The 13,356-nt window shown below is 42.4% G+C and carries 10 protein-coding genes; 5 read left to right on the forward strand and 5 right to left on the reverse strand.

Translation table 11 applies throughout. The features are described from left to right. Nucleotides 1-79: 79 nt before the first annotated feature. The 3 genes from DX073_RS13210 to ccmA all read right to left on the reverse strand — a co-directional run bounded on the left by DX073_RS13210 (nucleotide 80) and on the right by ccmA (nucleotide 1,878). Nucleotides 80-493 (reverse strand): hypothetical protein, encoded by a 414-nt coding sequence (locus DX073_RS13210; RefSeq protein ID WP_115008463.1) that lies wholly within the window; start codon nucleotides 491-493, stop codon nucleotides 80-82. A 126-nt stretch (nucleotides 494-619) separates the two neighbouring features. After that, nucleotides 620-1,279, reverse strand: coding sequence for a heme exporter protein CcmB (locus DX073_RS13215; protein WP_115008464.1), 660 nt, complete (start codon nucleotides 1,277-1,279; stop codon nucleotides 620-622). Further along, on the reverse strand, nucleotides 1,276-1,878 hold the full coding sequence (gene ccmA / locus DX073_RS13220) for a heme ABC exporter ATP-binding protein CcmA (protein WP_115008465.1): 603 nt from the start codon (nucleotides 1,876-1,878) through the stop codon (nucleotides 1,276-1,278). The genes DX073_RS13215 and ccmA overlap by 4 nt, the downstream gene beginning before the upstream one ends. Nucleotides 1,879-2,467: 589 nt before the next feature. On the opposite strand from ccmA, the gene DX073_RS13230 reads away from it, so the two are divergent. Both DX073_RS13230 and DX073_RS13235 read left to right on the forward strand, forming a co-directional pair. Then, on the forward strand, nucleotides 2,468-3,142 hold the full coding sequence (locus DX073_RS13230) for a hypothetical protein (protein ID WP_115008467.1): 675 nt from the start codon (nucleotides 2,468-2,470) through the stop codon (nucleotides 3,140-3,142). After that, entirely contained in the window at nucleotides 3,142-4,050 is a 909-nt protein-coding gene (locus DX073_RS13235) for a histone deacetylase family protein (RefSeq protein WP_115008583.1), read from the forward strand. Before DX073_RS13230 ends, DX073_RS13235 begins: the two co-directional genes overlap by 1 nt. A 9-nt stretch (nucleotides 4,051-4,059) precedes the next feature. Here the strand turns inward: DX073_RS13235 and DX073_RS13240 are convergent, their stop codons facing one another. Together DX073_RS13240 and DX073_RS13245 are read right to left on the reverse strand one after the other, a co-directional pair. Further along, a complete protein-coding gene (locus tag DX073_RS13240) occupies nucleotides 4,060-5,691 on the reverse strand; it encodes a P-loop ATPase, Sll1717 family (RefSeq protein ID WP_115008468.1) in 1,632 nt (543 codons plus the stop codon). A 152-nt stretch (nucleotides 5,692-5,843) separates the two neighbouring features. Continuing rightward, nucleotides 5,844-8,717, reverse strand: a complete 2,874-nt coding sequence (locus DX073_RS13245) for a valine--tRNA ligase (protein ID WP_115008469.1) — start codon at nucleotides 8,715-8,717, stop codon at nucleotides 5,844-5,846. 203 nt (nucleotides 8,718-8,920) lie between these two features. Between DX073_RS13245 and lnt the strand changes: the two genes are divergently transcribed. The 3 genes from lnt (at nucleotide 8,921) to DX073_RS13260 (ending at nucleotide 13,289) form a co-directional block, all read left to right on the forward strand. Then, a complete protein-coding gene (gene lnt / locus DX073_RS13250) occupies nucleotides 8,921-10,552 on the forward strand; it encodes an apolipoprotein N-acyltransferase (protein WP_115008584.1) in 1,632 nt (543 codons plus the stop codon). Between the two features lie 205 nt (nucleotides 10,553-10,757). Next, nucleotides 10,758-11,246, forward strand: a complete 489-nt coding sequence (locus tag DX073_RS13255; protein WP_115008470.1) for a flagellar basal body-associated FliL family protein — start codon at nucleotides 10,758-10,760, stop codon at nucleotides 11,244-11,246. A 477-nt stretch (nucleotides 11,247-11,723) separates the two neighbouring features. After that, on the forward strand, nucleotides 11,724-13,289 hold the full coding sequence (locus DX073_RS13260; RefSeq protein WP_115008471.1) for a TolC family protein: 1,566 nt from the start codon (nucleotides 11,724-11,726) through the stop codon (nucleotides 13,287-13,289). The last annotated feature ends 67 nt before the right edge of the window (nucleotides 13,290-13,356 follow it).

A 13,356-nucleotide genomic window follows, 5' to 3' on the forward strand; every position in this document is an offset into this window, starting at 1 on the left:
GCAAAACTACCCAATTCACCCAAACACGAGCTTTACCCTTAATTCATTGTCGATTAAAATGTTATTAGACTGATTCAAATTAACTATTCCAAACGGCTTGTACTCTACCATACCAAGTTTCCGCTTCCATCATATTGCCAAATACGACATATCGCTTAGGTTCATCTAAGTCTTTTACAGTTAAAGTTAAGAACGTTTTAACAGCATTGCCGCTAGGTCTTTGATCAAGACCGATATTGGTAACTTCTGATGCGTGAAATATTCCACAGCCTTTATGACCATAAATATAAAAAAGCCTTTTTTCAGAGTCAATGCCAAATATAGGGATTCTTAAAATGCTAGTTTTTAATAGATAGTCTGGCTGAAAATCAACACCTGCATTTTTCCTTGCATATTCAATTGCATCTGCATATCCTTTTGTGTATTTCCTAAAGTCATAGTATTTAGCACCAATAAATACTAGAATGACAGCCAAGAGTAAAAAACCTAACATAAAATGTATCCTAAATAAAGTAAAAAAATGTAATTATAGGATATCTGATTTTTTTTTTTGTCAATCCACAGTTAATAAATTTTTTGTAATGTATTGTAAATATATCAAGCGGTGGTTAAATCCCAATCAATCCGTCCACGCCATTTTTAAAATCCCTGCAATTACAAATGGCGTTATCATCACTGCCAAGATACTGCCCGCCCCGAGCATGGCAAGAATGGGCAAGCCATTTAGCCCTGTGGCGTACAAATCCACCGCCCCTGTGGCAAAAATCAGCACAGGCAGTTGCATGGGTAGGGCGATGAGTGGCACAAGTACCGCCCCGTTTTTTAGGGTCAATGTGAGCGAACTTGCGATGGCGGACAGCATAAGAAGCATGGGTGAGCCGACTACGATAGAGATGGCAAGCATGAGTGTGTCGCCCACAGGCAAGCCAAACAGCGGTATCGCTAGAAATGACAACACCGCCACAAAGCCTGCACTAAACAGCCAATGCACCGCCAACCGCACGGCTACCCATGTGGCAAGTGGGGCGTTTGAGACGACAAGCTCGGCAAGCGTACCATTATCAAAATCAGGGCGAAACAGCTCTTCTATGCCCATGACGAGCGACAACAGCACCGCTATCCACACCGCCGAACTTGCTAAGCGTAACAGCGTGGCAGGCTCTGCCCCGATAGCCAAGGGAAACAGCGTGATGATAAGTAAAAACAGCACCAAGGGGTAGAGCCATTGCACCGCCCCTTGACGTTTGATTTGCCATTCTCGTTGTAGTAGGGCTTTCATAGGGCAAACTCCGCTAAGTCTAGCACACGGTTTGCCCCTTGCATGGCTTGGTGGCTTGTGGCAAGCACCGCTCCGCCCATGTTTGCAAACTCGCCCATGCGTTTTTCTAATTTGGCGACCATTGCCACATCTAGGGCAGTCAAAGGCTCATCAAGGAGCCATAAGGGGGCATGGGCGGGGGTCATGATAAACAGCCGTGCCAGTCCGATTCGTCTTTTTTGTCCTGCTGATAGCTGAACGCTGGACGTATCGCCCAAGCCATACAGTCCAACCATGTCTAGGGCGGTATCAATGGTGTCATTATCCGCTTGTACATCATACAGCGAAAACAAAAACCGTAAATTTTGGGCGACCGTCAAGGCAGGACTGATACCCAGCTGATGAGAGACGTACACCAGTGGGGATTTGGTGATTGTGCCGTGCGTGGTGGGGAGTAGTCCTGCGATTTGGTTAAGTAGGGTGGTCTTGCCCAGTCCGTTTTCGCCGACCAGATGACACACATCGCCTGCGTGTAGGGTAAGATTGACGTCATCGCACAAGATAAAATCGCCCCGTCCAATGGCGACTTGGTGCAGTTGTAGGGTTGCTGAATGGGTCATGGGGCTATTCTTGATTATAAAGTGTTATCATAGCAAATTTTGGGGGAAATTTGAATGATGTGTGGTAAATCTGGTGCTTTTTTAAATTTAGGGTATTATTCAATAAAGACATATTTTAAAATTTGAACGTGTAGGTGCGAATTACATTCGCTCAAAAATCAAAACTTTATCAAAGGGCAAATTGCAATTTACTCCTACAAATCTACCCAAAGGTATGGTTGATTGACAATACCAAATTTAGTACCGTTTAACAAAAACACATTTTTAAATTTATCCCATAAATTATCCAAAAACCATGATTACCCACCATACCCAAAAGATTTTAACAGTTAAAAGATAAATTGAAAAATCCCTAAAAAACCCAAATAATGCTTTTTAATTCCCTTATTTTTTGTTATGCTAATTCTTGAAATACGCCCAAGAAATTTTAAAATTACCACAGACGCAATGATGTGTGGATGTAGGGGCGTTCTGAGCACGCCTTGTATGGTAATGTCATCAAAGGGTGTGCTCAGCACACCCACAAATCCGCGGTAAATATCAAGCTCGTTAGGCATACAACTTCTTAAAATACAACCAAGGCAATCTTATGTTTAAAAAAATCAAAAGTCTATTTAAAAAATCCAACCCCGACACAGGGGCAGAGAAGCCAACAGGCAAGGCAACGGACACCCCAAAAACCGCCAAGCCCAAACAAATCCTAACCGCTCCCACCGCCAAGCCCACATCGCACCCCATAACCCGTGACATCATGGCATGGCTTGACAAACAAGACTGGAAATACGACCACCGCCCACCTGATGACGGCGGACACACACATCATCTTATCATGGGCTTTACCGACCGTGAGAACGACTGGACGTGCGTGTTTCGTATCAACGAAGACAATCAGCTTGTCTCGGCATTTGGCATATTAGACGACAGCGTGCCTGTGAGTCATTATACCGCCATGCTCATGGAGATTGCCAAGATGAACATGAACGTAAGTTTTGGCGGGATTGAGTTTGACCCCACAGACGGTGAAGTGCGTGCCAAGATTGCCTTTGACGTGGAGTTTAACCCATTAACCGACAAATCGCTCGGCTGTTATCTACAAGCTCTGGCAGGACTTACCGAAGTGGCTCGGGGTATCATGACGCTCGTGCTGGCGGACGATGAGCCAAGCCAGTTTGCAGGGGATTATATTGAGCTTGGCGATGAGGTGAGTGCGGTGATTGATGATGAAAAACGCACCTTTTTCCTAGCCACACATACTGCTCAATGATGTTTAAAGTCGCCCACCACCCCCTATTTTGCTTGCCTTTGCCAGAGGGACACCGCTTTCCGATGGCAAAATATGAGCTGTTACCAAAAAAGCTCTTGGTGGACGGTATTATTACACCGTCTCAATTTTTTGTCCCAAGAATGGCGACGGTTGATGAGATTTTGACCACGCACAGCAAAGATTATTGGCAAATGCTAGATGAGCTGACCCTACCTGCCAAAGACTGCCGAAAAATTGGTTTGCCAATGAGTCAAGATTTGATAGACCGTGAACGCTATGTCGTGGGGGCAACGATAGACTGTGCCAAATACGCCCTAACAGACGGTATTAGCCTATCCACTTCTGGCGGTACGCACCACGCCTTTAAAGACAGTGGCGAGGGCTTTTGTGTGTTAAATGATGTCTGTATCGCCAGTAATGTGCTGTTAAATCAAGGACTTGTTAAAAAGATTTTAATCCTTGACCTAGATGTTCATCAAGGCAATGGCAATGCGTCTATCATGGCGGACAATGCCAATGTTTTTGTGATGAGTATGCACGGCGAGAAAAATTATCCTTATCATAAGCCTAAGTCGGATTTGGACATTGGTTTGGCGGACGGGGTGGGCGATGATGCCTATTTATCGCTTTTAAAGCACCATTTGCCCAAAGTGTTAGATGACTTTAAGCCTGATTTTATCTTTTATATCGCAGGAGTGGATGTTCTTTGTGATGATAGATTGGGTAGGATAAACTTAACGATGAATGGACTGTATGAGCGAGAATGGTTTGTGGTAGAAACCGCTTACCACCTCCAAATCCCAATGACGGTGGTCATGGGCGGTGGCTATGTTCCTGATGTGGGGGTGATTGTGGCGGGACATAGTGGGGTGTTTGGGGTGGTTAAGGGGATTTTTGAGAAACAATAATACTAACATTCATTCAATGTATATATGCAATGCACTACAAAACATTTTATGAACCTTTATATAATTGGTTTTACCGCATTCCATTTTGCTCTTATATGGAATATCCTTAAATGACCAATCATAACTATCAGAATATTTTTCAGACAGCCCAAATAAACCAACTTGATAAAAGCAACTAAGAATTATATTTACTAGATTTTCTTTATCAGGAGATTCATCTAAATAATTTCTAAATGCCTGATACAGAGGGTCAAAACTATAACCATTTTGAATATCTATACTAACTTTTAAAATCATTTCATCAGATAAGTTTTCTCTAAACTCATCGATAGAAAACTCAATTTTCTGCATATCAGAAATAATAGGGACAATATATTCAAGTGATGGATATATATCATGCCATTCTTCATATAAAGATCTAAGCCTTTCTCGGGAATATATTTTTTCAGCATCTTGTATGGCACCCCAGTCTATACTGACTTTATTGACAGAGTTTTCCAAACAATAGTTGATAAATTGAAGAATATCTCTTGGTCGCCAAAAAGTTCTTTGAAGAATGTAATTCCAAGCCTCCCCTTTTCTATTGGGGCTTGGAAATATATCTTCAAAACAAACATTTTCTTTTGTATATTTGCTCTTATAAAGATAAGATATTCTTTTATTTACAATATCTTTTAAATCCTTCTCACTCCATTTTACTTTGTATATGATTGACTGAAGTTTATCCTCCTGAAATCCAGCACTTCTGCTTTGTTCAATTGTTTTTAGAAATAAATCTACTCTTAAAGATGCTAATATCTTTACATTCCTTATTTTTCTAAAAAACTTAATTTCTTCAATAAGCGCCTTGATCAACCCATGTCTAATCTCTGGACTTGTCCAATTTTCATCTAGTTTATCTATAAGCAAATAATAAGGATTCTGTCTATCTGAAAACACATGTTCATTCAATACTTCAACTACTTTGGAAAGCTCAGATATTTGGATCTTATCAACAACAGCCTGAACTCTTTTTTGAACTTCAGTTTTAACTTCTTTAGCATTTTCCGATGAAGAATTTAACTTCCCATTAAAAAAATCGTGCACACTCACCCCTGTCTCTGCTTGAATATTTTGAGTGAGGTTTTCCATAATTTCTTTTACATTCTCTTCAGTTTCAATCCAATATTTATCAGACCAATTCTTAAGATATTCATAAGCGATCTTTTGATTGGGTTTTGTAATTGATTGATATATTTCAGATATGAAATTTGCTAATTTTTTGCTTTCACTCCAATCTGGATATTTAAGTTTTAAGAATTCTATAGTTAAAATATGCCTCCATAGATATCTATAAAAAATATCCAAATTTATATCATTTTGTTGTAAGAACTTGATAATATTTGAGTTATCTATATAGTTTAAAAACAAATTCTCCAAATCAATCAATTTTACTCTATTTTTGTTGGATTCAGATTCTATATGCATTAATGTAGCTGTTTTACCAGAACCAGTTCTACCAAGCACTATTGATTTTACCTCCTCAACATCATATAACACTTCAATAAGTCCGTTATCCACGAAACATTCCGACAAAAAACGATTGTCGCTTTCTGCATCCAATTCACCTATGTTGGTATTGGGTCTAATAACAACTTGCATAGCTTAAATCTCGTTAATAAAATTCAAAATAAAATAGATCTTATAAAATTTTAACACTCATTAAGAATTGGGCGTATTTTATGCTTATAAAAAATCATCAGTAAAATATCCCAACCCTTAAATTTTATATATAGAAATTATCAAAAGAAATACTACAGTCTCTCAATCTCCCCCATATTATCCTTCACCTTCCCAATCTGCCCTTCAAGCTCACTCAATTTCTCTCGTTCAGCCGAAACAACCGAAGATGGAGCTTTGGCAACAAAACTTTCATTGGCAAGTTTATTTGCAATTTGGTCATATTGCTTAGTAAGTTTTTCTAGCTCTTTATTTAGACGAGTAAGTTCCACCGCAGGGTCAATCAAGCCTTTCATCGGCACATAAACGACTGCTTGTCCAATCACACTAGATGATGATAATGGGGCTTTTTCATCATTTGCCAAAAATGTTAGGCTTTCTACTTTGGCAAGGGCTTTAAATAAGGGTTCAATTCTTTGAATTTGTGTTTTTTCTCCCTCATTGATGTTTTGTAATAAAACAGGCAATAATTTGGCATTGCCCAAATTCATCTCACCACGAATATTTCGCACCGCCCCAATCAAGCCTTGTAGCCAATTCATATCATTTTCAGCAGTTTCGTTAATTCGTTCAGGGTTTGCAACTGGATATGGAGCAAGCATTATGGTTTCACCGCCACGATTTATCATCGGAGCAATTTTTGTCCATATTTCTTCTGTGATAAATGGCATAATCGGGTGAGTAAGCCTTAAAGCCGTTTCTAATACCGAAAGTAGCACATAGCGTACTTGGGCTTTTCGCTCATCGCTGATAGTTTCATCATTTAATACAGGTTTAGTAAGTTCTACATACCAATCGCAATATTCATTCCAAATAAAATCATAAATACTTTGACTTGCCAAATCCAAACGATAAGTCTCAAATGCCAAATTCACCGCCTGTTCACATTTTTGCAGACGACTGATTATCCATTGTTCTGGCAATTCCCAAAGTTCTGGTTTTGCCGTTTGATGAATGTCTTTACCGTCCACATTCATCAAAACAAATCTTGTGGCATTCCAAATTTTATTACAAAAATTACGATAGCCTTCTACTCGTTTTAAATCAAATTTAATATCTCGCCCTGTACTTGCCAACGCACAAAAGGTAAATCTTAATGCGTCCGTCCCAAAGGCGTTAATGCCGTTTTCAAATTCCTTGCGAGTGGCTTTTTCAATTTTGGGAGCATCTTGGGGTTTCATTAAGCCTGTGGTACGCTTGGCAACCAAACTTTCTAAATCAATGCCGTCAATCAAATCCAGTGGGTCTAATACATTGCCTTTTGATTTAGACATTTTTGCCCTCTCACTATCACGCACTAAGCCGTGTACATAGACGGTTTTAAAAGGGACTTGCGGATTGCCATTTTTGTCTTTGACAAAATGAAGCGTCATCATAATCATTCTGGCAACCCAAAAGAATATGATGTCAAAGCCAGTTACCAATACCGATGTTGGGTGAAAAGTTTGTAAAATGGCATTATCAAAATCTTCATCCGTCCCTTTCCAGCCAAGCGTTGAAAAAGTCCAAAGGGCTGATGAAAACCAAGTATCCAGCACATCATCATCTTGGCGTAAAGCAATATCGCCTAAGTTATATTTTTCACGCACTTCGTTTTCACTGCGACCGACATAAAAATTGCCATTATCATCATACCACGCAGGAATACGATGACCCCACCATAATTGACGGCTAATGCACCAATCTTTAATATCACGCATCCACGCCATATACATATTGGTATATTGTTCTGGGACAAATTTAATATCGCCATTTTGTACCGCATCTATGGCAGGTTTGGCAAGCTCATCAATTTTGACATACCATTGGTCGGTAAGTAATGGTTCAATAACCGTGCCACTTCTATCGCCTTTGGGTGTTTTTAATTGGTGTGGTTCTATTTTTTCTAGCCAGTTTTCATTTTGGGCTTGCTCCACTACTTTTTTACGAGCAATATATCGGTCTAATCCTTGATATTGTGTTGGTACGCTGATTAAATTAGGCGTTTTTTGTTCTGCATTTTCAAATAATTCAAATTCGGTTAAGATATTGGCATTAACATCAAAAATATTAATCAGCGGTAAATTGTGCCGACTACCCACTTCATAATCATTAAAATCGTGGGCAGGGGTAATTTTGACGCACCCTGTGCCAAAGTCTTTTTCCACATAATCATCAGCAACAATCGGTATTTCACGATTTGTAATCGGCAAAATAACGGTTTTACCAATCAAATGGGCATAGCGTTCATCATCAGGGTGAACCGCCACCGCCGTGTCGCCAAGTAGCGTTTCTGGGCGTGTCGTGGCAACGGTCAGATAATTTTTGCCGTCTTTGGTGGTTAAATTGGCGTCCGCAAAATAATAATTAAAATGCCATAAATTGCCCTGTTCATCGTGGTTTTCCACTTCTAGGTCGGATAAAGCGGTGTGCAGTTTGGTATCCCAATTGACAAGGCGTTTTTTACGATAAATCAAGCCTTCATCATATAGGCGAACAAAGACTTCTTTGACCACTTTTGATAACTCATCGTCCATTGTAAAACGCTCACGAGACCAATCTACCGATGACCCCAAACGGCGAATTTGGCGAGTGATGTTACCGCCTGACAGCTCTTTCCATTCCCATACTTTTTCTAAGAACTTTTCACGCCCCAAATCGTGGCGAGAGATGCCCTGTTGCCCAAGCTGGCGTTCTACGACCATTTGTGTGGCAATCCCTGCGTGGTCGGTACCGCCTTGCCATAGCGTGTTGTAGCCTTTCATACGATGATAGCGAGTCAGCGCATCCATAATGGCGTTATTAAAGCCGTGCCCCATATGCAGTGAGCCTGTTACATTGGGTGGTGGTAGGGCGATGGAGAAGGATTTGTCTTTGTCAAGGGTGGGGCGAAAATAGCCCTTGTCTTCCCAAGTGGTGTACCATTTTTGTTCAATGTCGGCGGGGGTGTAGGTTGTGGGTAGGGTCATGAGAGTACCTTTAAAATGCTTTGAATTAACTATAAAAATAAAAACCCCTAATTTTACCGTAAAATTGGGGGTTTGGGAAAGGGTATTTTTGTTTATTGGAGTAATTTTGACAGTACACTCAGATTGTCGATTGCAAATGAAAAGATAAGCATTTGCCCCAAAAATTTGCTAAAATAAGCGGTTATTTGCCCCAATTTTTTATCATGACTTACCAATCAAACCCTGTCACCACACCAACTGTCGGCATTGCCAAACGTGCCACTCGCCAAAAAATTGCCACCAAAAAACGCCTACCACTCATCATTCCTATCCTGCTATGTCTGGGGGCAGGGGCGATGTTCTCACTGTCGCTTGCTCCCTATAAGCTATGGACGATAGCCATACTCTCGCCCATGGTGTTGTATGCTTGTTTGGTGGGTGAAGATAGGGCAGGGCGTGCGTTTTGGATAGGGCAGGCGTATGGGTTTGGGCTGTGGGCGGTAGGTGCGTTTTGGCTCTACACATCCATTCATGAGTATGGCAACATCCCGACATGGCTTGCCCTTATCATGATAGCTGTGATGGCGTTTATCATGGGGCTGTTTCATGCGGTCATGGCGTGGGCGTTTGTGCGTTTTGTGGGTCGTCAGCCGTTGGCATTTGCATCGTTGTGGGTGGTACAAGAATGGACAAAGACATGGTTACTGACAGGTTTTCCGTGGTTGTTTGTGGGTTATGCCTTTACTGATGTGGCATGGATAAGTTCACTGGCACCGATGTTTGGGGTGCTTGCCATTAGCTTTGTGGCGGTGCTGTTCGGGGCGAGTGTGATAGAAGTCTTTCGCCAAAAATTGGGCTTTTTGCTCATCAGTGCTTTTTTGGTGCTGTTTGCCATGATGATGTGGGTCATCAGCCCCAAATGGACCACCCCTACGGGCGAGAAACTATCCATGTCCTTGATACAGGGCAACATTCCCCAAGATTTAAAATGGCTGACCGAGTACCGCTACGAGACCCTAAGAATCTATGCCGAGCTGTCAGCGAGTGAGTGGGGGCAAGATGTCGTGGTGTGGCCTGAGGCGTCCATTCCCATGTTCCAAGATGAGGCGTGGGAGTTTATCAACGAGGTGCATACGCACGCACGCATGCAGGGGGCGACGTGGGTCATGGGCATTCCCTATAAGGATATGGAAAACTTTAACCCTGCCACACGAGAATATCCGCATTTGTATAACAGTGTGTTGGCACTGGGCGAGGACAGTGGCGGTCTGTATAAAAAACAAAATCTTGTCCCTTTTGGCGAGTACATTCCTTTTGAGGGGATGTTGAATATTTTACCTGATTTGGCAGGCATGCAAGATGTGGTCAGTTTTAGCCGTGGCGATGACAACCAAAAGCCACTACTGGTCAAAAATCAGCCCATGGGGTCGGCGGTGTGCTATGAAGTGGCATATCCTGACACCACTCGCAAAAATGCCAAAGAAACCCAATTTCTCTTGACCGTCTCAAATGATGCGTGGTTTGGCACAAGTGCAGGCCCTTTGCAGCACCTACAAATGGTGCAAATGCGAAGCATGGAGACAGGGCGGTGGTTCGTGCGTGCGACCAACACGGGGGTGACGGCTTTTATCGATGATAAGGGGCGTATCGTCAGCCAAGCGACTCCTTTTGTGCCGACCGTCCTGCGTGGGGAGGTGCCAATGATGACGGGGGTGACGCCTTTTATGCGATGGGGCAGTTATCCGATACTGCTGTTGGCGTTCATTTTGGTTGGGCTTAGCTTTATCGTCAAACGTCAAAGTCGCTATGATGCCAGTCATGAGCTGTATTATCAGGGCGAGGGTGTGCGAGATTGATGGCATAAAAATGTAAAAATTACCCATAATTTTAATGGGGGATTGTACAAAATGGTAAAAATTGGTATATAATAGGGCAAAATTTATTTCGTTTAAAAACAAAACTCACGCATTTGATGAGTGATTTTTAAAATGTTAAAATTTTAAATAAAATCAAATGCCAAATAAATGGTTAAATCAAACCCATCAACACGACAGGTGATTTATGGCACACGCACATGATGCTTCTGAAAACAACCCAACCAAAGAAATCATTCATGCTTTGATTGGCGTGGTTCTACTTTTGGTGATTATCGGCGGTATTGCCGTTTTTGCATGGTTACGCCCAGCGGGCAATCATGAGCCTGCAACCGTCTCAGCCACACCTGCGGGCAGAGCCTTGGATGAACTTACTCAAAAAGAGGCAAACCCGACTGATGCCCAAAAAGCAGAAGCTGTGGCAGAAGCGACCGCATCGGATGCGACCGCAGACACGCCTGCCAGCCCCGCCTCAGAGCAAGAAGCAGCTGCCCAAGTAGCAGATTCAAATGGCGATGCCCAAACACCTGTCCAAGACAAAGCGGTAGAGGATAAGCCTGTTGCCAGTGACGTGACAACAAGCGATGCACCACATGACACAACAGCCGAAGATAAGGTTGCTGATAACACAGCAACTGCCGAAGTAGAGCCAAAAGCAGAAGAAACAACCAACTGATTGGCAGATACAAGCCCACGCCATACTGAAGGTCAGTTTGGGGTGGGTTTTTTGTTTGTATTTGACAAGGTAATAAACTTGAATCGATGGGGTAAATCCTGCACTTTATCCAAATTTTTCAGCAATCATTTGTAAAATTTGTTATCATATGCAAAGGCGTGTTGAACTTTAACATTTGTAATAAAAAACAAGATTTGGTCATTTTTCATGCAAAAATGGATTGAAATTGTCAACTTTTACCATATCTATAAGAATGTTATCAATGGTAGGCACGCCCTATGAACTTCCTACAAAACTCCAAATTAAAACCGTTCATGGTGAGATTGGAAAATCTAACTGTTTTCCACCACCCTTTGATAAGCTTAGGGTGAACGCAAAACTGGTTTTGCAGGGAGTTTAATATTATTCATATTCAATACGCCCCCAATATTGGCATAATCTTTGCTTATTATTAGTGATAAGTGATTGGACTTCTTGATGATTCACCATAATTTAAAAAAATGCTTGCTTTTAGGATTGGGACTGCTACCTGTGTTGGTGTCTGCCGACATTAATCCTTTGGATTTGGATGCATTACTCATCCGTGCCACTCAAACACACCCCTTGGTGAATGCAGCCAAAGCGGACGAGATGGCTGCGGTTGAAGGCATGAAAGCGGCAAAGCTGGGTCTGTTGCCCGCACCGACCATTAGTGCAGGACATGATAAGGATGATGGACTGGTAAGTACCATCGCCATTCGCCAACCACTGTGGACAGGCGGGCGACTGACTGCACAAATTAACCAAAGTATTTATGACAATAAAGCCGCTAATGCTTATGTGTTTGAACAGCAAAACACCGTCGCCAAAAACACCATCGACATCTGGCGGGGTTATATCTACGCTGTTGCCTTGCAGGAGCTGTATGCTGACAGTTTGGCACGCCTAAAAGAGTTTGAAGCGATGATGGAGCGTCGTGTGGCACAGGGCGTGTCGGCAAAGATTGAGCTTGATTTGGTCAAAAATCGCATCTATCAAGATCAAAACTCGCTACAAAATGCCATAGAACAAGAGCGAGTTGCTGCCGCCAGACTCTCACAGCTTATCGGTGAAGAGTTGGGCGAAAAAAAATACAACATCACCATGAAGTCCCTAACAGACTACGCCAAAGCACAGTCGGTAAATTTTGAGACGCAGGTGTTTGGCAATTCAGGCAGTCATCACCCTAGCGTGGTACGCCAGCATTTTCAGGTAGAAGCCGCCAAGCAAGAAGCCAAAGCCCAAGCAGCGGGGCGTTATCCTAATATCTATGCCCAATACCAACACACCTTTGAGCATGATAATAACGAAGATGAGGGTGAGTTTTCATTGGGCATGTCCTATGACCCAGGGGCGGGTTTTTCATCACTTGCCTTAACCCGTGCTGCCAATGCTCGTGCCATGAGCCTAACCCAAACCCAAGAAGCGACACGACGAACGGTTATGGAGGGTTTGCAGACTCAGTATCAAGAGTTTACTTCAGCACGAGACAGGGAGCAGTCCATCAAACTTGCCATCGATGGGGCAAAATTGGTGGTGGACTCTTATGGCCGTCAGTTCATCGCAGGGCGAAAATCGTGGCTTGAAGTGCTAAATGCGGTGCGTGAACACACCCAATATGAGCAGCAACTCTTGGAAGTGCAAAGTCAGATGGTGGCAAGCTTTTATAAGCTACAAGTAGATTTTGGGGCGATGGATTGGCAGTCGGAGTACGGTAGTATCCATGCACCTGTCAGTGAGTTTCGACCTTATCGCACATTTTTGGCGTGGCGTAAGACCAATGCTCAGCCAACACCGAAGCTAAGCACTCCAATGGCTGATGGCAGTTTTGTTAATCAGCAGAATTTATGGATAGAGCCACCCCGCTTGGCAGATGAGTTGGGCAATGAGATGGATGAAATCGATGAGATTTATTCATCAGATGCTCAGATGGAGCACATCATTGATGGCGAAGGCGTACAAATGGGCGAGCAAATCCAGCCTGTGGATGAACGTCGTTTTCCGACTGCTGATGACTTTAAATAAGCAGATCGATAACTCAATCTGAGCCTATAAAAAATGGTTGTATTAAACTTATCGTCTGACAAAATGA

Origin of the sequence: Moraxella lacunata, from assembly GCF_900453205.1 — a bacterium.
GTDB lineage: Bacteria > Pseudomonadota > Gammaproteobacteria > Pseudomonadales > Moraxellaceae > Moraxella > Moraxella lacunata_B.